The 26,021-nt window shown below is 71.8% G+C and carries 26 protein-coding genes; 12 read left to right on the top strand and 14 right to left on the bottom strand.

Annotated elements, in window-relative coordinates; genetic code table 11:
• Window positions 1-34: 34 nt before the first annotated feature.
• On the bottom strand, window positions 35-901 hold the full coding sequence (locus ACIP79_RS29015; RefSeq protein WP_401227826.1) for an MHYT domain-containing protein: 867 nt from the start codon (window positions 899-901) through the stop codon (window positions 35-37).
• 345 nt (window positions 902-1,246) lie between these two features.
• On the opposite strand from ACIP79_RS29015, the gene ACIP79_RS29010 reads away from it, so the two are divergent.
• The gene (locus ACIP79_RS29010; protein WP_401227824.1) at window positions 1,247-2,134 is read left to right on the top strand and encodes a glycerophosphodiester phosphodiesterase; all 888 of its coding nucleotides are present in this window, start codon (window positions 1,247-1,249) and stop codon (window positions 2,132-2,134) included.
• Window positions 2,135-2,196: 62 nt separating this feature from the next.
• On the top strand, window positions 2,197-2,751 hold the full coding sequence (locus tag ACIP79_RS29005; protein WP_383682248.1) for a methylated-DNA--[protein]-cysteine S-methyltransferase: 555 nt from the start codon (window positions 2,197-2,199) through the stop codon (window positions 2,749-2,751).
• A gap of 118 nt (window positions 2,752-2,869) precedes the next feature.
• Here the strand turns inward: ACIP79_RS29005 and ACIP79_RS29000 are convergent, their stop codons facing one another.
• Window positions 2,870-3,232: a cupin domain-containing protein gene (locus tag ACIP79_RS29000; protein WP_383682247.1), complete on the bottom strand. Its 363-nt coding sequence runs from the start codon at window positions 3,230-3,232 to the stop codon at window positions 2,870-2,872.
• Between the two features lie 169 nt (window positions 3,233-3,401).
• On the opposite strand from ACIP79_RS29000, the gene fdhA reads away from it, so the two are divergent.
• From fdhA to ACIP79_RS28985, 3 genes are all read left to right on the top strand, one after another.
• The gene (gene fdhA / locus ACIP79_RS28995) at window positions 3,402-4,628 is read left to right on the top strand and encodes a formaldehyde dehydrogenase, glutathione-independent (protein ID WP_387186184.1); all 1,227 of its coding nucleotides are present in this window, start codon (window positions 3,402-3,404) and stop codon (window positions 4,626-4,628) included.
• Between the two features lie 234 nt (window positions 4,629-4,862).
• Entirely contained in the window at window positions 4,863-5,771 is a 909-nt protein-coding gene (locus tag ACIP79_RS28990; RefSeq protein WP_401227822.1) for a pseudouridine-5'-phosphate glycosidase, read from the top strand.
• Window positions 5,768-6,727, top strand: a complete 960-nt coding sequence (locus tag ACIP79_RS28985; RefSeq protein WP_401227820.1) for a carbohydrate kinase family protein — start codon at window positions 5,768-5,770, stop codon at window positions 6,725-6,727. Before ACIP79_RS28990 ends, ACIP79_RS28985 begins: the two co-directional genes overlap by 4 nt.
• A gap of 165 nt (window positions 6,728-6,892) precedes the next feature.
• Here ACIP79_RS28985 and ACIP79_RS28980 read toward each other — a convergent pair whose 3' ends face one another.
• Window positions 6,893-7,687, bottom strand: a complete 795-nt coding sequence (locus ACIP79_RS28980) for a methyltransferase domain-containing protein (protein ID WP_401227819.1) — start codon at window positions 7,685-7,687, stop codon at window positions 6,893-6,895.
• Window positions 7,688-7,887: 200 nt separating this feature from the next.
• Here ACIP79_RS28980 and ACIP79_RS28975 point away from each other — a divergent pair, with 200 nt between their 5' ends.
• Entirely contained in the window at window positions 7,888-9,015 is a 1,128-nt protein-coding gene (locus ACIP79_RS28975) for a magnesium and cobalt transport protein CorA (protein WP_401227817.1), read from the top strand.
• A 134-nt stretch (window positions 9,016-9,149) separates the two neighbouring features.
• Here the strand turns inward: ACIP79_RS28975 and ACIP79_RS28970 are convergent, their stop codons facing one another.
• The 3 genes from ACIP79_RS28970 to ACIP79_RS28960 all read right to left on the bottom strand — a co-directional run bounded on the left by ACIP79_RS28970 (window position 9,150) and on the right by ACIP79_RS28960 (window position 10,494).
• Window positions 9,150-9,590 (bottom strand): CBS domain-containing protein, encoded by a 441-nt coding sequence (locus tag ACIP79_RS28970; protein ID WP_401227815.1) that lies wholly within the window; start codon window positions 9,588-9,590, stop codon window positions 9,150-9,152.
• A 125-nt stretch (window positions 9,591-9,715) separates the two neighbouring features.
• Entirely contained in the window at window positions 9,716-9,853 is a 138-nt protein-coding gene (locus tag ACIP79_RS28965) for a hypothetical protein (protein ID WP_401227814.1), read from the bottom strand.
• The gene (locus tag ACIP79_RS28960) at window positions 9,853-10,494 is read right to left on the bottom strand and encodes a uridine kinase (RefSeq protein ID WP_401227812.1); all 642 of its coding nucleotides are present in this window, start codon (window positions 10,492-10,494) and stop codon (window positions 9,853-9,855) included. Before ACIP79_RS28960 ends, ACIP79_RS28965 begins: the two co-directional genes overlap by 1 nt.
• Before the next feature lie 274 nt (window positions 10,495-10,768).
• On the opposite strand from ACIP79_RS28960, the gene ACIP79_RS28955 reads away from it, so the two are divergent.
• Window positions 10,769-11,248, top strand: coding sequence for a DUF1772 domain-containing protein (locus ACIP79_RS28955; protein ID WP_401227810.1), 480 nt, complete (start codon window positions 10,769-10,771; stop codon window positions 11,246-11,248).
• Between the two features lie 441 nt (window positions 11,249-11,689).
• Window positions 11,690-13,180, top strand: coding sequence for a glutamate synthase subunit beta (locus ACIP79_RS28950; protein ID WP_401227808.1), 1,491 nt, complete (start codon window positions 11,690-11,692; stop codon window positions 13,178-13,180).
• Window positions 13,181-13,316: 136 nt separating this feature from the next.
• Here the strand turns inward: ACIP79_RS28950 and ACIP79_RS28945 are convergent, their stop codons facing one another.
• Entirely contained in the window at window positions 13,317-13,802 is a 486-nt protein-coding gene (locus ACIP79_RS28945; RefSeq protein ID WP_401228135.1) for a carboxymuconolactone decarboxylase family protein, read from the bottom strand.
• A gap of 119 nt (window positions 13,803-13,921) precedes the next feature.
• On the opposite strand from ACIP79_RS28945, the gene ACIP79_RS28940 reads away from it, so the two are divergent.
• Window positions 13,922-15,331 carry a PLP-dependent aminotransferase family protein gene (locus ACIP79_RS28940; RefSeq protein WP_401227806.1) on the top strand — a complete coding sequence of 470 codons (1,410 nt, stop codon included), beginning with the start codon at window positions 13,922-13,924 and terminating at the stop codon, window positions 15,329-15,331.
• Between the two features lie 348 nt (window positions 15,332-15,679).
• Here the strand turns inward: ACIP79_RS28940 and ACIP79_RS28935 are convergent, their stop codons facing one another.
• Together ACIP79_RS28935 and ACIP79_RS28930 are read right to left on the bottom strand one after the other, a co-directional pair.
• Window positions 15,680-15,943, bottom strand: a complete 264-nt coding sequence (locus ACIP79_RS28935; protein WP_383683900.1) for a DUF397 domain-containing protein — start codon at window positions 15,941-15,943, stop codon at window positions 15,680-15,682.
• Window positions 15,944-16,804: a helix-turn-helix domain-containing protein gene (locus tag ACIP79_RS28930; RefSeq protein WP_401227804.1), complete on the bottom strand. Its 861-nt coding sequence runs from the start codon at window positions 16,802-16,804 to the stop codon at window positions 15,944-15,946. It lies immediately after the preceding gene.
• 175 nt (window positions 16,805-16,979) lie between these two features.
• Between ACIP79_RS28930 and ACIP79_RS28925 the strand changes: the two genes are divergently transcribed.
• From ACIP79_RS28925 to ACIP79_RS28915, 3 genes are all read left to right on the top strand, one after another.
• Window positions 16,980-17,705, top strand: a complete 726-nt coding sequence (locus ACIP79_RS28925; protein ID WP_401227802.1) for an ATP-binding protein — start codon at window positions 16,980-16,982, stop codon at window positions 17,703-17,705.
• Window positions 17,702-18,151 (top strand): hypothetical protein, encoded by a 450-nt coding sequence (locus ACIP79_RS28920; protein ID WP_401227800.1) that lies wholly within the window; start codon window positions 17,702-17,704, stop codon window positions 18,149-18,151. The genes ACIP79_RS28925 and ACIP79_RS28920 overlap by 4 nt, the downstream gene beginning before the upstream one ends.
• 286 nt (window positions 18,152-18,437) lie before the next feature.
• Complete coding sequence (locus tag ACIP79_RS28915; RefSeq protein WP_401228133.1) at window positions 18,438-20,300, top strand: ABC transporter ATP-binding protein; 1,863 nt, start codon at window positions 18,438-18,440, stop codon at window positions 20,298-20,300.
• 26 nt (window positions 20,301-20,326) lie between these two features.
• Here the strand turns inward: ACIP79_RS28915 and ACIP79_RS28910 are convergent, their stop codons facing one another.
• From ACIP79_RS28910 to ACIP79_RS28890, 5 genes are all read right to left on the bottom strand, one after another.
• Entirely contained in the window at window positions 20,327-20,500 is a 174-nt protein-coding gene (locus ACIP79_RS28910) for a hypothetical protein (RefSeq protein WP_387186217.1), read from the bottom strand.
• A 157-nt stretch (window positions 20,501-20,657) separates the two neighbouring features.
• The gene (locus ACIP79_RS28905; RefSeq protein WP_401227798.1) at window positions 20,658-21,344 is read right to left on the bottom strand and encodes a DUF899 domain-containing protein; all 687 of its coding nucleotides are present in this window, start codon (window positions 21,342-21,344) and stop codon (window positions 20,658-20,660) included.
• A gap of 163 nt (window positions 21,345-21,507) precedes the next feature.
• Window positions 21,508-22,692 carry a cytochrome P450 gene (locus ACIP79_RS28900; RefSeq protein ID WP_401227796.1) on the bottom strand — a complete coding sequence of 395 codons (1,185 nt, stop codon included), beginning with the start codon at window positions 22,690-22,692 and terminating at the stop codon, window positions 21,508-21,510.
• Window positions 22,693-22,715: 23 nt separating this feature from the next.
• Window positions 22,716-24,107 carry an amidohydrolase gene (locus tag ACIP79_RS28895; protein ID WP_401227794.1) on the bottom strand — a complete coding sequence of 464 codons (1,392 nt, stop codon included), beginning with the start codon at window positions 24,105-24,107 and terminating at the stop codon, window positions 22,716-22,718.
• A 78-nt stretch (window positions 24,108-24,185) separates the two neighbouring features.
• On the bottom strand, window positions 24,186-25,637 hold the full coding sequence (locus ACIP79_RS28890; RefSeq protein WP_401228131.1) for an FUSC family protein: 1,452 nt from the start codon (window positions 25,635-25,637) through the stop codon (window positions 24,186-24,188).
• Window positions 25,638-26,021 lie beyond the last annotated feature (384 nt).

Here is a 26,021-nt window from a genome sequence, read left to right as displayed (position 1 = left end):
AACCGTACGACCCCGCACTGACAACGGGGCCGGATCACCAGCTCTGGCGGGTGCGGGCCCTGCGCCTTCCGCGGTCACGGCCGGCCCGGAGGGGCGGGCGGCGTCCGGGGTGCTGGACGACGGGGTGGGCGGGGACGCCGGGTCTGTTCTCCACGGGTGTCCAGTCCGGCTTCCCCATGACCATCAGGGGGTCGAACAGCACGACCACGCCCGCCAGGCAGAGGAAGACCAGCGGGCCGATCATCATCGGTGCGAGCAGGGCGGCGGGCGAGTCCCCCGCGGGGGTGCCGGAGGCGTTGTGCAGGTGGACGCTGAGGGCGGCCATCCCCGTGTAGTGCATCCCGCTGACGGCGAGCCCCATGACGAGGCTTGCGCCCACGCTCCAGAGGAATCCGCGGACCTGTGCCGCCGCCCACAGGGCGGCGGTGGCGGCGATGACGGCGATGACGACCGAGGCGGAGACGGTGAGGGTGTTGTACTCGAGCTTCCCGTTGAGGCGCATGCCGGCCATGCCCAGGTAGTGCATCGAGGCGATTCCCAGGCCGGTGATGGTGCCCCCGGTGAAGAGCGCCGTTCCAGTGGCTCCCCGGTAGCCGACGATGAAGATCCCGATGCCGACCATCAGGATGGCCACGCCGAGGCTCGCGAACGTCAACGGTTTGTCGTAGCGGACCGGGGTCTGCTCGACCGTGAAGCCCATCATCGCGACGAAGTGCATGGTCCAGATGCCCGAGGCGATCGCGGCCGAGCCGAGGGCGAGCCAGCCCCCGCGCCAGGAGCGGGTGACGAGCATGGATCTGGTGGTGCAGCGCAGTCCGAGGGCTCCACCAAGGCAGGCCATGAGATATGCCACTACCGGCGTGACGAGTCCGTAGCTGAAGTCGTCGACCGTGCCCTGCATGCGCGACTGCCCTTCCCGCCCTGTTTTGCCCGAAAATCTCTGGAATGCCCTCACCCTCGGGACCGTGAGAACGGTCAGGGCCGAGGCAGAGAGTATGACCCGCACCGGAATGGTCGAACGATTTTCCGGCAAAGAATTACGGCCTCGCCCCACTTGTGTGGCACGGGTGTGCGGACTTGGGCATCTCCATTCAATGTGTGGTCATCCCGCGCCCCTCTTCCGTTGGCCTCGTGGTGTCAGCGTGGGACCGGTCTTTCCCGTCGGCCGTCCGTTGTCACTCGCATCCCGTCCGCCGTCCGTCGTCACTCTCACTCCGTCTGCGACCGCACGACGCGAGGGGTACGCATGCACGCGCGCGTCGCCGCCATCACGACCGCCGCACTCCTAGGGGGCACCGTCCTCATGTTCCCCGGCCGGCACGCCGAGCTCGGGTCCCCGGGCACCGTTCCTGTGATCGTCTCCCACCGGGGCGCCAGCGGTTACGCGCCCGAGAACACCCTGGCCGCCGTGGACAAGGCCGCCGAGCTGGGGTTCGACTGGGTCGAGACCGACGTCCAGCGCACCAGGGACGGTGAGCTCGTCGTCCTCCACGACGACACGCTGGAGCGCACGACCAATGTCGAGAGGGTCCATCCCGGCCGCGCTCCCTGGAGGGTCGCGGACTTCACCGCCGCGGAGATCGCTCTCCTGGACGCGGGAAGCTGGTTCGGCCCCTCGTACGCGGGCGCGCGCGTGCCGACGTTGAGGCAATTCGTGGACCGGGTCTCACGCAACCACCAGAAGCTCCTCCTGGAGATCAAGAATCCCGAGCTGCACCCGGGCATCGAACGGCAGACCCTCAAGCTCCTGAGCAACGATGGCTGGCTCGACCCGGCACACGTGGACGGCGGGCTGATCATCCAGAGTTTCAGCGCCGACAGCGTGCGGACGGTCCACGATCTGCACCCCGGCGTGAAGACGGCCCTCCTGGGCACGCCCTCCTTCGGCGAGCTCTCCGAGTGCGCGCGATTCGCCGACCAGATCAACCCGGCCTACACCTCCCTCTCCGTCGGCTACATCGCGGCGGTCCGCGCGCTCCGGGGTCCTCACGGCAGGCCGCTGGAGATCTTCACCTGGACCGTGGACGACGCGGACGACGCCCGGAGGGCGGCGGGGTACGGCGTGGACGGCATCATCACCAACACACCCGACGTGATCCGGCGGGCTCTGCCTCGGCTGCTCCCCCGAGGCTGACGCGGTGGTGACCGGCGGCCGTGCGGCGGGTGTTGTCAGTGGCTCGCCGTACGGTGGATCGCATGAACAGCCACGGGCAGTACGAGCAGCAGGTCGTGTGGGCCGTCGTCGGCACGAGCATCGGTCCGCTGCTGCTGGCGGCGACTCCGGAGGGCCTGGTGAACGTCGTTTTCCACGCCACGGACGAGGTGCGCGACAAGACGCTCGACCGGCTCGCCGCACGGCTGGGCAGCACGCCCGTGGAGGCACCCGACTCCCCGCTCCTGGCCGAGCCGATACGTCAGATGACCGCGTACTTCGCGGGTGAGCGGCGCGACTTCGAGCTGCCGTTGGACTGGTCGCTGATCTCCGGCTTCAACCGCCAGGTGTTGCGCGAACTGGCGGCGGGCGTTCCGTACGGCGCGGTCGTGGGCTACGGCGACCTGGCCGGACGGGTCGGCCAGCCGGGCGCGGCACAGGCCGTGGGCGTGGCCATGGGCTCCAACCCGCTGCCGGTCGTCGTGCCGTGCCACCGGGTCGTGGAACGCGACGGCGGCATAGGGGGCTTCGGGGGCGGCCTTGAGACCAAGCGGCAGCTGCTCGCGCTGGAAGGGGTGCTTCCGGAGCCGCTGTTCTGACCGCCCTCGGCCGATCGCCGGGTGGCCCACCGATGAGGCACGGCTCGGTTCGTCGGTGAAGCTCCGCGACGATCACGGAGGCCCGGTGGACGCGATTCCACGGCCGGCCGACCGGTCCTCAGAGCCCGATCTGATACGCCTTGCGGAGCGTCTCGTGGACCGTCCAGGTCGTACGGTCGCCCTCGCGCAGGATCGCCGCGTCGCCCGGACCCACCTCGATGACGTCGCCTCCCTCGACCTCGATGGTGGCTCGACCGCTGACGACCACGAAGAGCTCGTTCGCCTCGGTGTCTGTCACGACGCCGGGCGTGATCTGCCAGATGCCGCGCACCTGCTTGCCGTCGGCCGACTCCCACAGCACCTTGCCCGTCACGACCGGGTCGCCGGAGACGATCTGGGCCGGGTCGAGCGGCTCCGGTTCGAGCTCCGCATCGGGAATGTGCACGGCGAAGGAGGGCGTGGCCTGGGAGTTCGTGGTCATGAGCGGTCACCCTAAGGGCAGGCGGGCGCCGCGGGCGACGAGGGGTCGGCCCTCCTCGGAAATGGCCCTGGCGCGGAGGGTGGCCGGACGGCACCGCTGGTAGCAGACTCCGCCATGCGCACAGCCGCTGGCGTCCGAAGCAACGGGGCCGAAGGGACGGCGATCAGGCATGAGCGGAAACAGGGCAGTCGCGTATCTCAAGCCGGGTGCGGTGGAGGTCAGGACCATCGACCACCCGACGCTTGAACTGCAGGACGGGCCGGGAGTGGCATCCGAGAACGTCGGCCGCAAGTGCCGGCACGGGGTCATCCTGAAGGTGCTCGCCAGCAACATCTGCGGAAGTGACCAGCACATGGTGCGCGGTCGTACGACCGCGCCCGAGGGACTGGTCCTCGGACACGAAATCACCGGAGAGGTACTGGAACGGGGCCCGGACGTCGAGTTCATCGAGGTCGGGGACATCGTGTCGGTGCCGTTCAACATCGCGTGCGGGCGGTGCCGCAACTGCAAGGAGCGGAAGACCGGCATCTGTCTCAACGTCAACCCGGCGCGGCCGGGCGCCGCTTACGGGTATGTGGACATGGGCGGCTGGGTCGGCGGGCAGGCCGAGTACGCCATGATCCCGTACGCGGACTTCAATCTCCTGCGGTTCCCCGACCGGGACCAGGCACGGGAGAAGCTCCTCGACCTCACCATGCTGTCGGACATCTTCCCGACGGGATTCCATGGTGCGGTCACCGCAGGCGCCGGGGTCGGTTCGACGGTGTACGTCGCCGGAGCCGGCCCGGTCGGTCTCGCCGCGGCGGCCTCCGCGCAGCTCCTCGGCGCCGCGGTCGTCATCGTCGGGGACCTCAACACCGAACGCCTCGCCCAGGCACGGAGTTTCGGCTGCGAGACCGTCGACGTGTCACGTGGCAGCGTGGAGGACCAGATCGCGCAGATCCTCGGAGAGCCCGAGGTCGACGCGGCCGTGGACGCGGTCGGCTTCGAGGCCCGGGCCCACGGCCCGGACGCCCAGGAGGCGCCCGCGACGGTCCTCAACTCGCTGATGGGCGTCACGCGCGCGGGCGGCGCGCTGGGCATACCCGGGCTGTACGTCACGGACGACCCGGGAGGGATCGACCAGGACGCCCGCACGGGGACCCTGAAGGTGCGGCTCGGCCTCGGATGGGCCAAGAGCCATCGGTTCACCACGGGCCAGTGCCCGGTCATGCGCTACCACCGGAGCCTGATGAAGGCGATCCTGCACGAGCGGGTGCACATCGCCAAGGCGGTCAACGCCACGGTCATCAGCATGGAGGACGCGCCGCGCGGCTACGCCGAGTTCGACCAGGGCGCCAGCCGCAAGTACGTGATCAATCCACATGGAGCCCTGGACGGCGTACGACCCGTCTGAGGTGCGGATCCCAGGTACGGATCCGTAGGTACGGATCCCAGGTACGGAAAGGCACACGACCCAGCCGGCTGACAGGGGTGCCCACGCGCGTGGGCACCCCTTTGCGCTGCCGAGTTCTTGCCGAGTTGCCCGGCATGCCCCCCGCCTTGGGGCCGCGGCGCCGGTCGCGGGGGTTTGACCTGGCGTGCCGCTCGCCAGAGATGAGGAAAGACGACCGACCGAGGAGGCAGACGCGTGATCCTGGTGTCCGAAGAGGTGCGGGAGGCGCTCGACGCGCGTCGGCCGGTGGTGGCCCTGGAGTCGACGATCATCGCGCACGGGCTGCCACGCCCGCGCAACCTACAGGTCGCGCTGGAGCTGGAGGAGGTCGTACGGCGGGAGGGCGCCGTCCCCGCGACGATCGCCGTCCTCGACGGGAAGCCTCTGGTCGGGCTGGACAAGGAGCAGTTGGAGCGGGTCGCCAACGAGGACGGGATCCGCAAGCTGGGGCACCGTGATCTACCGCTCGCGGTGGCGTCGGGGGCGAGCGGCGCGACGACCGTCTCCGCGACGGCACTGCTGGCCTCCCGCGCGGGTCTGCGGGTGTTCGCGACGGGTGGGCTCGGCGGGGTGCACCGGGAGTGGACGGTGACGCAGGACGAGTCCGCGGATCTGGGTCTTCTGGCGCGGACCCGGATCACGGTGGTGTGCGCGGGCGTCAAGTCGATCCTGGACGTGCCCGCGACGCTCCAGCGCCTGGAGACGCTGGGCGTGGCGGTGGTCGGGTACGGCACGGAACGGTTCCCGGGCTTCTATCTGTCCGACTCCGGGCATCCGGTGGAGTGGACGCTTCGGTCGCCGGGACAGGTGGCGGATGTCATGCGCGCGCAGGACACGCTTGAGGGCCCCGAGTCGGCGCTCATCGTCGCGAATCCCGTCCCCGAGGAGGAGCAGCTCGATCCCGCGCTCCACGCGCGCGTGCTCGCCGACGCGCTGCACGCGTGCGAGGCGGAGGGTGTGACGGGGCAGGCCGTGACTCCGTTCCTGCTCGGCTATCTGGTGCGGCACACGGACGGCGCCTCGCTGAGCGCCAACCTCGCTGCGGTACGCGGCAACGTACGCCTCGCGGGGCGGATCGCGGCGGCCTGGGCCGGGGCGGTGTGAGCGGGAGGGATCACGCCGCCGGGCGAAGGGGGGACGCGGCCACGGGTGCCCTGCTCGTCGTCGGTGACGTGGTCACGGACGTCGTCGCACGGCACCGCGATCCGCTCGCCGCGGGCACCGACACAGCCGCCGTGATCCGGACCCTGCCGGGCGGAGCGGGCGCCAACGTCGCGTGCTGGGCGGCGAACCGGGGCTGCGCGGACGTGCGGCTGCTCGGACGGGTGGGTCTGGACGCGGTCGACTGGCACGAGCGTGAACTGACGGGTTGCGGCGTACGTCCTCTCCTGGTCGTCGATCCGGAGGCGCCGACGGGGACGGTCATCTGCCTGGTGGACACGGGCGCCTCGGCCGAGCGCACCTTCCTCACGGACAGCGGGGCGGCCCTGCGGCTCGAACCGGCCGACTGGTCGCCCGCGTTGCTCGACGGGGTCGCACGGCTGCACCTGTCGGGTTATCTGCTCTTCTCCGAATCGGGCCGGGCCCTGGTGTCGGTGGCTCTGGAGTCGGCACGCGCGCGTGGAGTACCGGTGAGCCTCGACCCGGCGTCCGCCGGGTTCCTCAAGCGGCTGGGTGTGGACCGCTTCCTCGCGCTCGCCGAGGGCGTCGACATCCTGCTGCCGAGCCGTGACGAGGCCTGCCTGCTGACCGGGCTGCCCGATCCGGCGGACGCGGCGGCCAAGTTGAGCCGCCATGTTCCCCTGGTCGTCGCCAAACAGGGCGGCGACGGTGCTCTGGTGGCCCGTGGGGGCGCCGTCCACGCTCGTGTCCCGGCGTCACGCGCCACTCCCCGCGACACGACGGGCGCGGGCGACGCCTTCACCGGAGCGTTTCTCGCCGCCCTGCTCAGGGGCGCGGAGCCCGAGGAGGCCGCGGTGGACGGATGCGTGGCCGGGGCGATGGCGGTGGAGCGGATCGGGGGGAGGCCACCGGCACGCACGCCTGACGGCACCCGGTGAGGCGTACGTCGCGGGCGGTGGCGGTCTCCCCGGCGCCGGCCGACGCGTGTCGGCAGAGGACGCCGAAGGGTCCCGCCCGCCGACGGACTCCCCCGGCGGGCGATCGCCGCGGCCACCCTGGCGACGACCGCGTCGCCTCCCCCGCTCAGCCCTTCCCCTCCCTGCCTACGCCTTCCGCCCCCACGCCGAGATCATCGGCGCCGTCGCCAGGTCCATCGAGCCGGAGGCGACATTGGCCAGGTGGCGGTCGATGTCCTCGTCGGTGGCGATTCCCGCGGTGACGAGCTGTTCCCGGATCTGGCGGATCGTCGCGGATTCGAGGGCGGCGCAGGCGGGCGAGGCGACCGGGAAGTACGCGTCGGCCTCCACACCGCGCAGCCCCGAATCGCGGAGCAGACGCGGGAGTTTGCGGCCGTACCCGAGGTCGGCGCCGCGCTCCGCGAGCAGGCTGCGCATACCTTGGCGCAGCCGGTTCGCGAGCTGTTGCTCGGGGCCGTACTCGTCCAGGCAGCACAGGGGCTGGAGGGCGGGATCGGCGTCCTCGACGAGGAGTCGGCCGCCGGGCCGCAGGGATTTGATCATCGACCGCAACGCCCGCTCCCGGTCCGGCACATGGACCAGGACGAGCCGGGCGTGCACGAGGTCGAAGCCCTCCCCCGGCGGCTCGTCGGCGCCCACGTCGTGGACACGCACCTCGACCGGTGGCCGGCCGGCGGCGGACACCCACGACGTGTCGATGTCGGTCGCGACGACCCGTCCGGTGGGGCCGACCTTCTTCGCGAGCCAGGACACCACGGACGTGCCGCCCGCGCCTACCTCCCAGCAGCGCCAGCCGTAGCCGATACCGAGGCGTTCCATGTGCCGGAACGTCGTGGGGTCGAAGAGATCGGCGAAGGTGTCGAAACGCTGTTTCGCCTCGGTCTGCCGGTTGTCGAGGAGGTACCCGTCGGTTCGCGTCATGGGGGGATCTTCCCATTTGATCGCCTTGTCCTGAATCCTCGACGCTCCCGACATCGACCCGGCATCGAGCCCACACGGCTCCATCAACCGGAGCGGAACGCTCCGTTCCCACAGGCTTTTCCGGCGATCGAACCGGCCTGGCAAACTGGCACGCCAAGGCGCAAAGTGCGGCGCGAGGGGATCCACGCAAGGAGATCCAGATGTCCATGGCAGGGAATCTGCGGAAGGTCACCGGCCTCGACAAGGTCGGCGGTCTCCGCAAGGTCGCGCGGCTGGCACGGCGACGCCCCCGGGTCGACCTGAGCCACCCCGCCCGGTCCCCGCTGGGCTCGGCGGTGGTGAGCTGCGTGGCCTACCAGGACGGCGCCAGAATCCCTGGCGGCCGCGATCTGGTCGACACGGTGGAGCGGGTCCGCAAGAAGGACGCGGGCTTCGTCTGGCTCGGCCTGCACGAGCCGACGGACCAGGAGTTCGCCAGCGTCGCCGACCTCTTCGACCTGCACCCGCTGGCCGTCGAGGACGCGGTGGAAGCCCACCAGCGCCCGAAGCTCGAACGGTACGGCGAGACGCTGTTCGCCGTGTTCAAGACGGTCTGCTACGTCGAGCACTCCGAACTCACCGCGACCAGCGAGGTGGTGAACACCGGCGAGATCATGGTCTTCGTCGGTCCCGACTTCGTCATCACCGTGCGGCACGGCCGGCATGGGTCCCTGGGTCCGCTGCGCGAGGAACTCGAGGCGAGCCCCGAACAGCTCTCCAAGGGCCCGGCCGCGGTACTGCACGCGATCGCGGACCATGTCGTCGACGACTACGTGAGCGTGACGGACTCGGCCCAGGCGGACATCGACCAGGTGGAGGCGGACGTCTTCGCCGAGAACGGCGCTCGGGCCGACGCGGGCCGCATCTACCAGCTCAAGCGTGAACTGCTGGAACTGAAGCGGGCGGTGGTGCCGCTCGCCCGCCCCGTGCAGGAGCTCGCCACCCGGCCGATACGGGTGGTCGACCCGGAGATACAGGCCTATTTCCGCGATGTCGCCGACCATCTGCTGCGCGTCACCGAGCAGATCGCCGCCTTCGACGAACTGCTCAACTCCATCCTCCAGGCACACCTCGCACAGGTGACGGTGGCGCAGAACGAGGACATGCGGAAGATCACGGCGTGGGCGGCCCTCATCGCCGTACCGACGATGGTCTGCGGCGTGTACGGCATGAACTTCGAGCACATGCCGGAACTGGGCTGGACGTTCGGCTACCCCCTGGTCCTCGGCGTGATCGCCACGGCCTGTCTCGTCCTGTATCGGGGGTTCCGACGCAACGGCTGGCTGTGAGGGGCCGAGGAGCGCCTGACGGGATGTCTGACAGGACCTGAGCAAGGAGGGCACGGAGGGCACCACACGACCGCAGGCCTGACGCACCTCGACCGCTGACGCGGGGATCGCGGGGATCGCGGGGATCGCGGGGATCAGCCCATCGAACTGCTCGTCGCGCTCGTCGCGTAGACCTTCTCGGCCCAGGCGGCGAGTTGTTCGTCCGTCAGGTGCTGGGCGAGGTCGGCCTCGCTGATCATGCCGACCAGGCGTTTGTCCTCGATCACGGGGAGCCGGCGGATCTGGTGGCCCTGCATCTCCTGGAGCACGTCGCCGACGTCGGCGTTCGAGTCGATCCAGCGCGGCGTGCCCTGGGCCATCTCGCCCGCGGTCACCCGTGCCGGGTCGTGCCCCATGGCGACACAGCCGACGACGATGTCGCGATCCGTGAGGATGCCGCAGAGCCGTTCGTTCTCGTCGCTGATGGGCAGGGCTCCCACGTTGAGTTCGCGCATCAGCTGGGCGGCGCGGTCCAGGGTCTCGTGGGCGGGAATCCACTGGGCCCCACGGTGCATGATGTCTCCGGCGGTGGTCATGAGGTACCTCCCGGTGCCGGACGGCCGGCGCGGCGCGAAACACACCGCTAGTCCCGGCGCCCTACATTCTTGCCGGGTCCACCGGGAACCGCACCCGGAGCTTCCCCGCACCGCGCGACCTCGCGTCAGGCCGAGAAGCCGACGACCTTCTCGGGGACGACGCGGATGATCACGCGGACCTCGTCGGGGAGGATCTCGGCGGTGCCGCGAAACGCCGCCGAGGTGTAGGGATCGGCGAGGTCCTTCGAGTGAACGCTCGCCATCAGCCGTTCCACGCGGGATGGCGTGGATCGTCGGCGCGCACCAGGACGTCGGCGGTGGCGGCCGGATCCGTCTCGGTCTCGTAGCGCGCGAAGGCGGGGAGCGTCCAGTGCTCGGCCTCGGGGGTACGGCGGCGCAGGGCGCCCGGGGAGAGGAGCACATGGACGCTGAGGTCGAAGGGGAACCAGTGGCGAAGAAGGAAGGGTCCGTGCATCAACAGGGGGCTGCCCGGCGGGAGTTGGGTGTACGGGGTACGGGTGGCGCGGTCGGTTGCCGGGTCCCAGAGGTCGGGCAGGACAAGGCCGTCGCCGCCGGGTTCGAGGTGGCCGAAGACCTCACGCCACAAGGCGCCGGTGTCGAACCAGCCGTCGTAATAGGAGTCCACGTCCTCACGGCCGTATTCCAGCCGCACCGACGAGGGACGCAGAAAGCCCTCCGTACCGACCACGAGCGAGGACCGGCCTCGTGTGCGGAGCGCTTCGGAGACGTGCAGGGCGAGTTCGCCGGGGCGGGCGGCCGGGGCTCCGTCGAAAGCGACACGTGGCCAGGGGCTGCCGTCGGACGGTTCCAGGTCGAGCAGTCGCTCGGCGAGGAGGTCGCCGAGCCGTTCCCAGGTGATCGCTTGGAGTCGCACACGGCCCATGATGCCGCGGCCGGGAGGCCTTCTCGCGGGCGAGGTGGACCGCGGGGCGGGGTCCGGGGGCCGGGGCGGGGGCCGGGTGTGGGGTTCCCCGTCGCGGGGAGGACCGAGGCGCCCGCCAAGGAGGTGTCCGGAGGCGCGAACTCCCGTCGCGTGGACTCTCGCGCATGGCCGTGCGGGGCTCGGCCATGGTCGCCGGGGCCGGGCGGGATTTCACTTGTGGTGAGGGTTCGTGACGTGCAGGATCTTGGGCTTTGGGATCGATGTGGGAGTGGACATGATCGATGGGCCGTACTTCGTGCTGACGGTGCTGGGCGTGCTCGGTTGTGGGCTGGTGGCCGGCGTCTTCTACGGGTTCTCGACGTTCGTGCTGAAGGCACTCGCGGAGTTGCCGGCCGCGCAGGGCGTCGCCGCGATGAAGTCGATCAACGTGGTCGTGCTGCGCCCTCCGTTCATGATCGTGTTCATCGGGTCGGCGCTGCTGTGCGCGGTCCTCGCGGTCGTCACGTTCGTGCTGCTGCCCGACGAGGGGACGGTGGAGCTGCTGCTGGGCAGCGCGCTGTATCTGTTCGGGTGCTTCGGGGTGACCGTCGCCGCGAACGTCCCCCGCAACGAGGCGCTCGCCAAGCTTGACCCCGGCAGCCCCGAGGCCGCCGCCTACTGGCCCACGTACGTGCGGGAGTGGATGGTGTGGAACCACGTCCGCACCGCCGCCGCGGCCGTCGCGTCGATCCTGTACGTGATCGGCCTGGCCTGAGCGACGACCGTAGCCGGGCCGCCGCGCGGATCTCACCGCGCGGTGCCGACTACGCGGAGTCGACCGCGCCGATCTGACCGCGCCGTGGCCTTCCCCGAGTGACCCGCACTGCGTGGCCCTCCCCGAGTGACCCGCACTGCATGGCCCGCACCGGGGTAGCCCGCGCCGAACCGACCCGCCAAGTCGGCCCTGCCGAGCCGACCCAGCCAAACCGGCCAAACCGGCCCCGCCAAGCCGACCCCCACCCGGCCCAACCAAGCCAGCCCCGCCAACCCGGTCCCTCCAAGCCGACCCCGTCGAGCCGACCCGCGCTGAGCGGCGAGGCTCGCGGCGGCGACGTATCGTGGCCGAAAAGGAGCGCCGCTTTCAGGCCGTGGGTCGATGACGCCCCGCGGCCGCGGCCCCGTTCCCGTCGCCGTCGCGTACGCAAGGGAGACGGTCATGGCGGATCCCAAGGGATTCATGACCACGCCGCGTGAGGAGCACCCGCGGCGGCCCGTCGAGGAACGGGTGCGGGACTGGGACGAGGTGTACGTCCCCGGGGCGTTGCTGCCGATCATCAGCAGGCAGGCCGACCGGTGCATGGACTGCGGGATCCCGTTCTGCCACGCCGCCTGTCCGCTGGGCAATCTGATCCCCGAGTGGAACGACCTCGTCTCCCGCGAGGACTGGGCGGCGGCGAGCGAGCGGCTGCACGCGACGAACAACTTCCCCGAGTTCACCGGGCGGTTGTGCCCCGCGCCGTGCGAAGCGGGTTGTGTGCTCGCGATCAACCAGCCCGCGGTCACCATCAAGAACGTCGAGGTCGCCATCGCCGACCGTGCCTGGGAGGACGGCCTCACGCCGCCGCGTCCGCCGGACCGGCTCTCCGGGCGGACGGTCGCGGTCATCGGTTCGGGGCCCACCGGGCTCGCCGCGGCGCAGCAGTTGACGCGGGCCGGGCACACCGTCGTCGTGTACGAGCGGGCCGACCGGATCGGCGGGCTCATGCGGTACGGGATCCCGGCGTTCAAGATGGAGCGGCGGCAGCTGGACCGACGGCTCGGGCAGATGCGGGCGGAGGGAACGAAGTTCCGTACGTCGACCGCGGTCGGGCGGGACATCGGAGCGGCGGAGCTGCGGGCACGCCACGACGCGGTCGTACTGGCCGTGGGCGCGACGGCCTGGCGTGAACTCCCCGTGCCGGGGCGCGAGTTGAGCGGCGTCCACCAGGCGATGGAGTACCTTCCGCTGGCCGACCGGGTCTGCGAGGGCGACCTGGAGACGTCTCCGCTGTCCGCCGCGGGCAAGCACGTCCTGATCGTGGGCGGCGGTGACACCGGCGCCGACTGTCTGGGGACCGCGGTGCGAGAGGGCGCGGCGTCCGTGACCCAGCTCGACATCTATCCGCTGCCGGAGGCGGACCGCGACGAGGACGCCGAGCCCTGGCCGACGTACCCGAGGATCTACCGGCTGTCGGCCGCCCACGAGGAGGCCGGCACGCTGGAGACGGCGCCCGCGGCCGACGCGGACGCGCGGCTCTTCGCGGCGTCCACACTCCGCTTCACCGGGGACGCGGCCGGGCACGTCCGCTCGCTGCATCTCGTCGAGGTGGACGCGGCGCGCCGCCCGGTGCCCGGCTCCGAGCAGACGCTCCCCGCCGACCTGGTGCTGATCGCGCTCGGTTTCTCCGGGCCGGACCGCCACGACGGCCTGATCGACCAGCTCGGCCTGGACCTCGACCCGCGAGGCACGATCACCCGCGACGCGCGGTTCGCGACGAACGTTCCCGGCGTGTACGCCGCCGGGGACGCGGCCCGCGGCCAGTCCCTCATCGTGTGGGCCATCGCCGAGGGCCGCTCGGTGGCGGCGGCGGTGGACAACTGGCTGACGGACGGCGACTCGCCGCTGCCGGCGCCGATCGGACCGTACGACCGCCCCATGACGGTGTGACCCCGACGGAACCAGAACAGCCGGCCGAACAGCCGGCCGACCGGCCACCGCAACCCAGAGCCACCCCACCCCGGGGCCACCCCACCCCGAAGCCGTCACACCCCCCGGATCCACCGGCCCCACACCCCTGCGCGTGTCAGCCCCGCTCGTCCGTGCCCGCCGCCTTCGCCGTCGAGAGGGCCACCCGGTTCCAGGTGTTGATGGCGAAGATCAGGGCCAGGACGTGGGCGAGTTCCTGGTCGTCGAAGACGGCGGCGGCCCGCGCGTAGACATCGTCCGGGACGCCTGAGTCGGCGATCAGGGTGACCGCCTCCGTGAGGGCGAGCGCGGCGCGCTCCCGCTCAGTGAAGAAGTGCAGGGCCTCGTGCCACACCGCGACCATGTGCAGCCTGTCCTCGCTCTCGCCGGCCTTGCGGGCGTCGTTGGTGTGCATGTGGAGGCAGTACGCGCAGCGGTTGAGGTGCGAGGCGCGGATCTGGATGAGCTCGACGAGGGCGGGGTCGAGTCCGTCACGGGCCGCCGCGTCGAAGCCGATGAGCGCCCGGAAGACCTTCGGGGCGGACTTCGCGAAGTCGACGCGAGCCTGGCCGACGGCCTCAACGGCGTGCGGGTTCGGGACCATGTCCAGGCCCGCGCCCGCGCCCGCGCCCGTGCCCGTATTCGCGTTCGGGTTCATGTTCGTGTTCGTCGTCATGACCATGAATCTACGAGCCGGAAAGACCCGCTGTAGGGTGCATTTCCGTGGCAGAATCATGGGTCAATTCCGCGGAGCGGATCGGTGCGGACCTCCATCTGGAGCTGGCCGGATCCGGTGGCCGCCGGGCGGCGCTGATCGACGCCCTGCGCGAGGCGGTACGCGGCGGCAGGCTCGCGCCGGGCACCGGACTGCCCCCGTACCGCTCGCTCGCCGCGGATCTGGGCGTCGCGCGCAACACGGTGGCCGACGCGTACGCCGAGCTCGTCGCGGAGGGCTGGCTGACCGCCCGGCAGGGCTCGGGCACCCGGGTCGCCGCGCGCGCCGAACCCCTGGGCGCCCCCGCGCGCGTACCCGTGAAGGCGCCTGCACGCGCGCGTGGACCCCGGCACGACCTGCGGCAGGGCACGCCGGACGCGTCCTCCTTCCCGCGCGCCGCCTGGCTCGCCTCCTACCGGCGGGCTCTCCAGCAGGCACCCAACGAGGCCTTCGGGCCCGGCGATCCGGCCGGCCGGATCGAACTGCGCCAGGCGCTCGCCGAATACCTGGCACGCGCGCGTGGGGTGCGTACGGAGCCGGGGCGGATCGTGGTCTGCTCCGGTTTCGCGCACGCGCTGCGGCTGCTCTTCCCCGCGGTTCTACGGGGCCCGCTGGCCGTCGAGTCGTACGGCCTCGGCTTCCACCGCGAGCTCCTGGCCGCCGCGTCCGTACGGACCGTGCCGCTGTCCCTGGACGAAGACGGCGCCCGGGTGGGCGAGTTGGGCCGGGAGCGGGGCGTACTGCTCACGCCCGCGCACCAGTTCCCCACCGGCGGTCCGCTGCATCCCGAGCGGCGTGCCGCGGTGATCGACTGGGCACGCGCGCGTGGCGGGGTGATCCTGGAGGACGACTACGACGGGGAGTTCCGCTACGACCGCAAGCCGGTCGGCGCCGTACAGGGCCTGGACCCGGAGCGGGTCATCCACATCGGCTCGGTCAGCAAGAGTCTGTCGCCCGCGCTGCGGCTGGGCTGGATGGCCCTTCCGGAGCGATACGTCGACGCCGTGCTCGCGGTCAAGGGCGAGCGGGAGGCGTGGGCGGGCGTGCCAGACCAGCTCGCGCTCGCCGACTTCATCGTCTCCGGGTCCTACGACCGACATGTGCGGCGTATGCGGCAGCGGTACCGCCGGCGCCGTGACCGTCTCGTCGCCGCGCTCGCCGAGCGGGCCCCGCACATCGAGGTCACCGGCATCGCGGCCGGCCTGCACGCGGTGCTGCGGCTGCCGCCGGGCACCGAGCAGTCGGCCGTCAAGGCCGCCGTCTGGCAGGGCGTGGCGCTCGACGGGCTGGGCGACTTCCGGCATCCGGAAGCGGTGACGGCCGCCCCGGACGGACTCGTCGTGGGGTACGCGACCCCTGCCGAGCACGCCTACGCGGCGGCGGTCGACGCGCTGTGCGGGGTGCTGCCGCCGGTCTGACGCCGATCCCGGCACGGCCGTCACCGTGTCACCGCGCCGGACCCGCCCCGCCCCGCCCCGCCCCACCCCGCCGCCGCCGACGACGGCAGCCCACGGCACGGGCCCTCTCCGGCCATGCCGGTCTCCGGAGGTCCGTCCTGTCGAAGAGGCTGGTCGAAAGGGGCTGGTCGAAAGCGCCGGTCGAGAGCGCTGGTCGGGGGTGCTCGGTCGAAGGTGTGCGGTCGAGGGTGCTGGTCGAAGGTCTCGGGGCAGGTGCCGGGGCCGGCACGGTGACAGACGGGCAAGTGATCAAGTGAGCGTCAGATTTAGGAAGTCGAGCCAGAGGAGCACAAAGGAAGCGCAGGCGGATCAGGACAGGAGGAAGTCCGCCTCCCCGGCCTTGGCGCCCTGGATGAACGCGGTCATCTCACCGGGCGTATAGATCAGGGCGGGACCGTCCGGATCCGCCGACTGGCGGACCGCGATGCGCCCGTCCGCGAGCTTCATCGCCTCCAGGCAGTTGCCGCCGTTGCCGCCGCTCCACGGCTTGTGCCAGCCCTCGCTGCCCAGTTCACGGGCGGGCATACCGTTGTAGATGCGCGCGTGGCGTACCCGCGGCTTCATACGTTCCATTCACAGCTCCTTGCGGAGATCCTCAAGGATCTCCTTCGTGCGATGTGCAGTAGCGGCCTGAGCCGCCATACGGTCCATGACCTCGAGGTGGGTCGCCACCTCAGAGCGCGCGTCCAGGTAGACGGCACCGGTCAGGTACTCGCTGTAGACCATGTCCGGAAGCTCCGGCACGGCGAATCGGAACAGCACGAAGGGCCCGTACGTGCCCGGGTGCGGTCCCGAGGAGAACGGGATCACCTGGAGCGTCACATTGGGCAGCTTCATGGTTTCGAGCAGTTTGTCGATCTGGGCGCGCATCCCCTCGGAACCGCCGATCGGGCGGCGCAGGGCCGTCTCGTCCATCACGGCCCAGATCCGCGGGGCGTCCGGACGGGTGAGCAGGTCCTGGCGCTGCATGCGCAGTGCCACATGGCGCTCGATGTCCTCGGGTCTGGTCTGGCCGATCGCACCCGATTTCAGGACGCCGCGCGCGTAGTCCTCGGTCTGCATGATTCCGGGCACGAAATGGGGCTCGTACTGCCGGATGAGGGCCGCGGCGCCCTCCAGGCTGACGTACATCGAGAACCAGCCCGGCAGGATGTCGTGGAACCGCTGCCACCAGCCGGGTTTGTTCGCCTCCTCCGCGAGCAGGACGAAGGACTCGGCCTCCTCGTCGGAGACGCCGTAGGACTTCAGGAGGAGCTGGAGGTAGGGAATCTTGAGGGAGACCTCCGCCATCTCCATCCGGCGGACCGTGGCAGGTGCGACGCGCAGGACGCGGGCGGCCTCCTCCCGCTTGAGACCCGCGCGTTCCCGCAGGTCAAGCAGGCGGCGCCCCAGAACTACCTGGCCGACCGTCGGTGCGGACCGCGGTTCACTCACGTCCCACCTCCACAGAATGACTGACAGTCGGTTGACAGAGTCCTGACAGCCCGGACGGCGCCGTTCGGGGTCCTTTTCGACAATCCCAACTGGCGCCGCGCGTCGTGCTGTTGCGAGCAGTGTGCCACGCGCCTTCACGGAGTCACACAGCACTCTGCATTTTTCATAGTGACTCTTGCCAAGTGTTCACGGCGGGGCGATAGTGGCAAGCGTGATTCCGTCCGTGCCGTTAGGAACAGACGCCGCCGGGGACCGCTTCGGTCCCGGCGCCGCCGCCGCCCAGGACCTGCTCGGTCCCGGTGCCGCCGAAGACCGAACCGGCCTGCGCGCCGTCGCGGGGCCCCGCCCCGGCGTGGCCGCAGACCGCCGGTTCCGCTTCGAGCTGGCCGCGCACCCTGGCTCCGTGGCCCAGGCCAGACGTCTGACCGGCGCGTGGCTGTCGGGCTGGGCGGTGTGCGAGGACACCTGCGACACGGCGACCCTCGTCATCTCCGAGCTGGTCACCAACGCCATAGTCCACACCGCCGGTGAGCGTGTCGTCTGCGAGCTGCACCACGACGACGACCTGGTGCGGATAGCGGTGCGTGACGAGGGATGCGCTCCCGGTCAGCCGCGTCCGTGGCCCCAGCGGCCCGAGGAGGAGCACGGGAGGGGATTGCTCCTCGTCGAGGCCATGTGCAGGGCCTGGGGAGCCCAGGAGACGGGTCCGGGGCTGCTCGTCTGGGCGGAGCTGGAGCACTCGGCGGACCAGCGCCGGGCCGAAGAGACGGACCAGCACCGGGCCGAAGGGGCCGGCGCGGACATCGGGGCCCGGTCCGACCTGGGGTGGAGCGCGAAGAAGCCGCCGCCCGAGGGCCGCGGCACCGGGACGGAAGCTTCCTGGGGAACGGGGATCGAATGAGCGTGCGGGGTACGTCGGCCGCCGGAGCGCGGGTGCTGAGCCTGGACACGGTGGTCCGCCTCAAGCGCGGTCTGCGGGCGCCCGGAGCGGTCAGACGTCTCCCCGTGCCCGAGGGCATGACCGTGCCGCTGGGCTGCGACGCGGTGTCCGTGCCCGCCCGGTTCGGGCCGTTGGTGCTGCCGCTGCTGCCCCGCGTCGGCTGTGTCTACGCCGACCAGGCGAACTGGTGGTGGATCGTGCCCGCCGACTCCGACGTCGCCCTGGCCTGGCCGACGCCCGCGCAGTACACGACGGGCGCGGTCGTGGCCGACGCTCCCGCCGGCACCCCGGGACTCATCCACAAGCCCGTCGGCACCGTGCCGTACACCCCGCCGATCCCCCTCTTCCTGGCCGTCTGCCAAGTGGTGGGAACGACACCCGTCTGGTCGCGTCCGATCAGCGCGTAGGACCACTCCGCCACTGGCATCACCCCGGTGCGCCGGAGGTGTCCGAGTCGGCGCGTGGGACCCCGCCGGAAGCACCCCCGCGTACGCCGGAGGTGCCCGAAGTGCATCAGGTGGCGTGAATCCCCGCGTCCGCCCCGGGTGGAGCGCCTCGTTCCCCGGGAAGGCACCGTTCGTCCACTCCTGGGGGAGGCGAACAGTGCGGAAACGGATCAGAAGGAAGCACGACGACGAACCGGCGCCGTCCGAGTCTGAGTACCTGCTCTTCGGCGGCCCGCTGCGCTACGACATGGGCTGGTCCCAGCACGCCGACGCGTTCCTGGAACTGAACTTCCGCGCCATGGTGAGGCGACTGCCGTCCCTGCTCGCGTCGAGTTTCCGGCTCGCCTGGACGGCGGACCGGCGCGCCGCCCACATCGTGCTGACCGCCGAGCTGACCCGGGGCGCCGCGCAGGCGGTGAGCCTGCTGGCCGTCAACAGCGTGCTGGGCCGGCTGATGACGAGCGGCCCGGTCGAGGACCGGCTGCGCGGCGCGCTCCCCGCACTGGTCACCGTCGCCGTCATGATGCTGCTGGCGGCCCTGCTGCGGGCCGCGTCGACCTACGCGACCGGACGGCTGGAACCGAAGGTCGAGCGGGTCGCGACCGAGCTGTACCTGGAGCGGGCGGCGGCGGTCGAACTGGCCGCGATCGAGGACGACGCCTTCCACAAGCTGCTGGACACCGCGCAGTACGGCGCGGCGTCCGCCCGCCGCATGATCACGATCGCCACCCGGGTCGTGAACGCGCTGATCTCGCTGTGCGCGGCGGCGGGCGTGCTGACCGTGCTGCACCCCGCCCTGCTGCCGCTGCTCGTGACGATGACGCTGCCGAGCGCCTGGAGCGCGCTGACGATCGCCCGGCGCCGCTACGCCTCGTTCCACACCTGGGTGCAGCACGCCCGCGCCGGGCACCTGATCAGCAGCCTGCTCACCGAGCCCGCGGCGGCTCCGGAGATCCGCGTGCACGGCGTCGGCCCCTTCCTGCTGCGCCACTTCCGCTCGATGGCGGAGTCCGCCGAGGCGGAACAGGCACGGCTGGCCCGGCTCTCCGCCCGCACCGGTCTGATCGCGGCGGCCTGGACGGGGATCGCCACCGTGGCGACGTACGCGACCCTCGCAGGACTGCTGCTGGCCGGCGCGATGGCACTCTCCGTCGCCGGTACGGCGGTCATCGCGATCCGCACCGGCTCCGCGAGCCTCGGCACACTCGTCCTGGAGGTCAACTCCCTCCACGAGGAGGGCCTGTTCGTGGGCGATCTGCAGCGCCTGTACGTCGAGGCCGCCGAGCGCGCGATCCCGCGGGGCGGCGCTCCGCTGCCCGACGACCCGCGCGAAATACGCTTCGAGAACGTCACGTTCACCTATCCGGGAACCTCGACGCGGCCCGCGCTCGCGGACGTCACCCTCCGCGTACCGCTCGGCAAGATCGTGGCACTCGTCGGCGAGAACGGCTCCGGCAAGACGACCCTGGTGAAACTGCTCGCGGGTCTGTACGCGCCCGAGCGCGGCCGGATCCTGTGGGACGACGTCGACGCGGCGACCGCGGACCGGCATCAGCTCGCCGAGCGGATCGCGATGGTGGCGCAGGACTTCAAGCGGTGGCCGTTCACGGCCCGCGTCAACGTCGCGGTCGGCCGCACCTCGGCGCCGCTCACGGACGAGCGGCTCGCCTCATCGGTGGCCGAGGCCGGGGCTCAGGACGTCGTGGCGGACCTGCCCCGCGGCCTCGACACGCTCCTGGCCCGCGGCTTCAGCGGCGGGCACGAGCTGTCCGGCGGCCAGTGGCAGCGGCTGGGCATCGCCCGGGCCGCCTACCGGCGCGGCGCCATCCTGATCGTGGACGAACCGACCGCCGCGCTCGACGCCCGGGCCGAGCTGGAGGTCTTCGAGAAGATCAGGGCGCTGGCGGGCACCGGCCAGACCGTCATCCTCATCACGCACCGGCTGGCGTCCGTACGGCACGCCGATCTCGTGCACGTCCTCGACCAGGGCCGCCTGGTGGAGTCCGGCAGCCCGGAGGAGCTCCTGGCCACCGGGGGTGTCTACGCGGAGCTGTATTCGCTGCAGGCCGGTCAGTTCACGTCGGCGGTCCCCAGCAGGGAGGCCCGCTGAAGCGCCGGGGTGGAGGACAGCCGGCGTCACTCGACGAGTTCTCCGGCCCACACGACCACCAGGAAGGCGTCGGACGTGAGATCCATGACCACCTCGGCGGCCTGGCCTTCCAGCCGCCGCGCCTGCGCGAACTCCTCCGCGGGCCAGGAACCACGCGGCCCACCTGCGGGAAAGCGCTTAAGCACCGTTCGCCCGTTCACCTAGCACCTCCATGTAGCGCTGCTCTCGTAGAGTTAAACGCCCATCATGGGGTGAACGGCTCGGGACGTAACGGTACTGAGACGTAGTCGACACTTCGTCGCAGGTTCGACGGGAGGAGGGCTGCCGTACAGTCCGCACCTCTCGCGGGCGTGCGCGTCAGTCCTCGTACTCGTCGTGATACCGGATCCGCTCACTTCCGGCGGGCGCTCCCAGCGCGGCTGAGCGCCCCTTGGGCTCCTCCCACTCCTCCTGCCTTCCCAGCGCGGTCAGGTCCAGCAGACTGGTCGTGGAACCGATCCCGTCGAGTCCACGCTCGTACGTCGAGTACGTGTGGAACACGCGGTCCCGGTCCCGCAGGAAGCAGCTGATGCCCGGTCGCTCGTAGGGTTGTGCACCGCCGAAGGATGCCTGGAAGTCGTAGTTGAATTCGTTCTCATACGCCGAATACCACGGGATCGTCCATCCCATGCGTGCCTTGAACGGCAGAATTTTCGTATGCGGCGCGCGCGACACCGCGGCGAACTCGGTGTTCCGGGCGCGCAGGTGCGCGAGGTGCCCGATCTGGTCGAGGAAGGCCGAGCAGCTGCGGCAGCCGGCGGCCCACTCCGGCGCGAACATGAAGTGATAGACGATCAGCTGGTCCCGCCCGGCGAAGAGGTCGAGCAGCGTCGCCTTCCCGTCACCGCCCTCGAACACGTACTCCGTGTCGACCTCGACCATCGGCAGCCCACGGCGCTCCGCGTTGAGCGCGTCCCGTGCACGCGTGGCGGCCTTCTCCTCGGCCAGCAGCTCTTCGCGCGCGGCGCGCCACTCGGTGCGCGAGACGATCTGCGGAAGCGTCATGTGCCCCTCCTACGAAACGGTGCCTTCGGGGGTGGACCGGAGGGGGCGGCGGAACTCATCGGCGGGACGCGGAATTTCTGAAATCCGTCCGGGGGCCACCGGATTCAGGCCGGGCCCACCGGATTCGGGCCGGCCCCACCGGTTTCAGGCCGGGCCACCGGATTCAGTACGTCACCGGCAGGGCGAGCAGGCCGCGGGCCCGCATGGAGGGCCGCCACCGCAGCTCGGCCGGGTCGATGTCGAGCGCGAGGTCCGGGAGGCGTTCAAGGAGCGCTCCGAGGGCGATCTCCGTCTCCAGCCGGGCCAGCGGCGCGCCCACGCAGTAGTGGATGCCGTGGCCGAGCGCGAGATGGCCGGCGGCGTCGCGGTCGAGGTCGAGCCGGTCGGGGTCGGGGAAGCGGCGGGGGTCGCGGTTGGCGGCGGACAGGGAGAGCAGGACGGTCTCGCCCGCGGCCACGGTGACGCCGCCGATCGTCAGGTCCTGTACGGGGAAGCGCCGCATGGCGAGCAGCGCGGGACCATCGTGGCGGACGAACTCCTCGACGGCCGCGGGGAGTCGGCCCGGGTCCGCCCGCAGCAGCGCGAGCTGACCGGGGTGGGTGAGCAGCCCCAGGACGGCGTTGCCGATGAGCTGCACCGTGTTCTCGTACCCGGCGAACAGGATGAGGAAGACGAGCGACATCAGCTCGTCCTCGCTGAGCCGGTCGCCCTCGTCGCGTACCGCGATCAGGTCCGACATCAGGTCGTCCGCGGGCTCCTTGCGCTTGTCCGCGAGGAGCCGGGTGAAGAACGCGTGCAGCGCGCCGACCGCCTCCCGCGCGGCGCCGGGACGTGCCGGGTCGGGTGCCGCGAGGACGTCCGTCCAGACCCGGAAGTCCCGGCGGTGCTCGCCCGGCACGCCGAGCAGGTCGCAGATGACGGTGATGGGCAGCGGCGCGGCGTACGCGGCGATCAGGTCTGCCCTGCCGTGCGTTCCGAGCGCGTCCAGCAGCCGGTCGGCCGTCTCCCTGATGGGCGTGCGCAGTTGCTCGACCCGGCGTGACGTGAAGACCCGTACGACCATGCGCCGGATGCGCGTGTGGTCGGGCGGGTCCATGTTGAGGAGGTTGGCGTCGAGGGCCGGGGGCAGCGAGAGCCCTTGGTAACTCCCGGGCAGCGCATGCCTCTTGTCCAGCACGAGCAGCGGGTTCGCGAGCGCCTCACGCACGTCCTCGTACCGTGTGACGAGCCAGGCGGGGTTGCCGTCGGTGCCGGTGACGCGGTGCACGGGGGCGCTGTCGCGGAGCCGTTCGTAGACGGTGTACGGGTGGTCGACAAGGCCTGCGGCGGGGTCCAGTGGCGTCGGCATGGACTCAGCCTAGGCACAGCCGATCAGGTGTCGTACTCCTGGATCCGCCTCCCATGGCTCCGGTCGGTCAGGGCGGCCAGCCGTTCACCCAACTCCCTTACGGTGGAGGGCAGATCGAGCGTGAGCAGCTCCCGGTCCCGCATCAGCACCCGCCCGTCGACGATCGTCGTCCGTACGTCCGCGGAACGGGCGCTGTGCACGAGTGTGGCCGCGAGGTCGTGCACGGGCTGGGTGTGCGGCCCGGTGAGGTCGACGAGGACGATGTCGGCCCGTCGGCCGGGAGCGAGGCTGCCGATCCGCTCGCCGAGTCCGACGGCCCGCGCGCTCTGGAGCGTGGCATGGTGCAGGGCCTGACGGGCCGTCAGCCACCGTGGGTCGCCCTCGGCCGACTTCTGGACGAGCGAGGTGAGCGCCATGGCCTCCCACACGTCCAGGGAGTTGTTCGAGGCGGCTCCGTCCGTGGCGAGACCGACCGGCACGCCGATCCCCCGCAGGGCACGTACGGGTGTCGGACCCCACCCGAACTTCAGGTAGCCGCGGGGCGCAGTCGCGACGGCGACGGTTCCCGCGGCGCGCTCCAGCACCGGCAGGTCCCGCTCGACGATGCCGGTGCCGTGCGCGATGAGCACATCGGTGCCGGTGCCGAGGATGCCCGTGCGCTCCAGGGTCTCGATGGGTGTACGGCCGTACCGGGCAAGGCTGTTGTCGGTCTGGTCGCGGCTCTCGGAGGCGTGCAGGTGCACGGGAAGGCCGTGGGTTCGGGCGAGTTCGGCGGTCGCGGCGAGGTCGGTGTCGTTCACGGTGTACGGGGCGTGCGGAGCCAGCGCGGTGGTGATGCGCCCGTCCGCCGAACCCCGCTGCCGCAGGGCGAACTCCACTGATCTCTCCCGGCCTTCGGGACCCTGCGAGGAGAAGTACGCCTCTCCCAGATGCGCGCGCAGCCCGCACTCCGCCACCACGGCGGCGACGGTGTCCATCGAGAAGTAGTGGTCGGCGAAGCAGGTGACCCCGCCGCTGATCATCTCGGCGCAGGCGAGCCGCGCGCCCAACTCCACGTCCTTCTCGGTGAGGTTGGACTCGATCGGCCAGACGACGTCGTTGAACCACTCCTCGGCGGGCAGGTCCTCCGCGATTCCGCGCAGCGCGACCATCGGCGAGTGGGTGTGGCAGTTGATCAGGCCGGGCATCGCCACCTGCCCGCGGCCGTCGATCCGCTCGACGGCGTCCACCTCCGTCCCGCCGCCGGTGACGGCCTCGATGACCCCTGCCCGTACGACGATCGAGGCGTCCTCGACGAAGGCGGCCACCTCGTGTTCGTCGTGCACGAGTGCCGTGCACCCGGTGATGACGAGGTCCGCGGGGCCCCGCTCGGACGGGGCGGGCGGCGGGGACGGGATCGCGGGAGGCGGCGTCATGGCGTCACCGTACGACGGGGTCGCGGCGCCGGGTCGTAGGTAACGGGGAACCGTGGCCGCCGAGGTGTCGCCCGGCCGTCATACGGGGACGGCGACTCCCCGCCGCTGTCCCCCGCGTGGCCGGGTGCGTCCCTGCCGCTCGGCCAGTTCGTCGAGGAGTTCGGCGATCCGTTCGGTGTGGCGGGGTGTGAGCCGTCCGGAGTCGTCGAGTTGGACGGCGCAGGCGGTGGTCGTGTCGACGAGTCGGCCGAGGGTGGCCGCGACCTCGCCGGTGCCCTCCGTGTGCCGGGCGAGAGCGGGGAGTTCGGCGGCGGCGAGATCGATCGCGGCGCGGGCCTCGGCGAGCGCGCGGTAGGCCTCGCGCCGCAGGGCCCACCGGCCCGGCCGGTCGTCCGTGGTGGCGTCGTTCAGTACGTGGGTGAGGTAGACGTCCGCCGCTTCCACGGCGCGGGTGAGCCGGGCCCGTACCGTTCCGCCGCGCTGCCCGATCGCCGGCAGATGACCGACGAGCAGCACGATCGCGCAGGCCAGCAGGGTCTCGCCGATCCGGCTCCAGGCGGCCGGCGGCTCCCCCGCCACCATGACGAGGGCGAGTACGAGCACGGTGACGACGGCGGTCTGGGCGGCGAAGTGCCGGGTGGCGACGGGGATCAGGGCGCCGCAGACGGCCACGACGGCGACGAGCCCGGCCGGTTGGGGCAGCAGCAGCGCGAGCCCGGCGAAGACGACGGCGCCCAGCACGGTTCCCGCCGCCCGGCACAGCACGCGTGAGGCGAGCGGCCCGAGATCGGGCTTGACGAGGAAGACGGCGGTCGCGGGGAGCCAGTACCAGTGGGAGTGGTTCCCGTACCACTGGGCGTGCAGCAGTCCCTGCGCCACGGCCGCGCTGGCGCCGAAGCAGAGCGCGACCCGGAGGCCGTACTCCCGGCCTCCGGCGCCGAAGGCGGTGCGCGCGACGGACAGGGCGGTACGGCGCCGGGTGTGCAGGGCCTTCCCGGTGCCGCCGCCGTCGAACGCGGCGGCGGCGTGCAGCAGGGCGTCGTCGAGGGCGCGCAGGGCGGGGGCGGAGCGGGCGGGCGCGGGCAGGGGGCCGGTGTGCGCACCGGTCCGTACGGCGACGGCGAGCAGCCGGGGTCCTTCCGCGGCCCGCGCGGGCACCGCCTCTCCGGCCCAGGCCAGGGCGGTCGCGGCCTCGGCGAGCGGCAGCGCGGCGGCGTACCGCGCGTGCAGCCGGCGTTCGGCCCCGGAACTGGCGTACCTCCGCAGCCGCGGGCCGGCCAGCGCGTCCTGCGCGTGGTCGAGGGCGGCGGTCAGGGCGACCCGGCGGGCAGTCGCGTCCGGTCCCCCGGCGGCGGCCAGCAGCCCGGCGATCGCGTCGTACACGGCGCCGACGGCGTCCCGTTCCCCGTCGAAGCGGTAGTCACCGGCGGTGGGCGCGGTGGTGGGGAGCGCCAGCCGCAGGGCGAGCAGCCAACCGGCTCCGACGAGGTAGAAGAGCGCGCGCTGCCAGCCGGGCTCGGGGAGCGGCATCCCGGCGCCGATGGCCGTGGCCACCAGCAGCTGGGTCCCGGCTCCCGAGGCGACGGGTCCCACCGCGCTCACGCCGCCCGCGACGAGCCCGAGCCCGGTGAGGAGCAGCGTGAGCGTCACCGCCCCGACGTGCTGTCCGGCGTACGACCCGACGAGCAGCCCGCCGGCCCCCGCGAGGGCTGGTGCCCCGAGCCTCCTGACCGCGGCCCGGCGGCTCCCCGGCCGGTCGTTGATCCCGGCGAACATGGCCCCGAGCGCGGCGACCACTCCGACGGAGGGCTGTCCGGCGAGCACCGCCACGAGCAGCAGGGGTCCGGCGGCCAGCGCGCCCCGGAGCACGGCGTTCCAGGGAACGGGGCCGCGCTGGGTACGGAGGGCGTGGGC

Origin of the sequence: Streptomyces sp. NPDC088747, from assembly GCF_044751025.1 — a bacterium.
Classification (GTDB): domain Bacteria; phylum Actinomycetota; class Actinomycetes; order Streptomycetales; family Streptomycetaceae; genus Streptomyces.
This window is presented reverse-complemented; position numbering and strand designations above follow the sequence as displayed.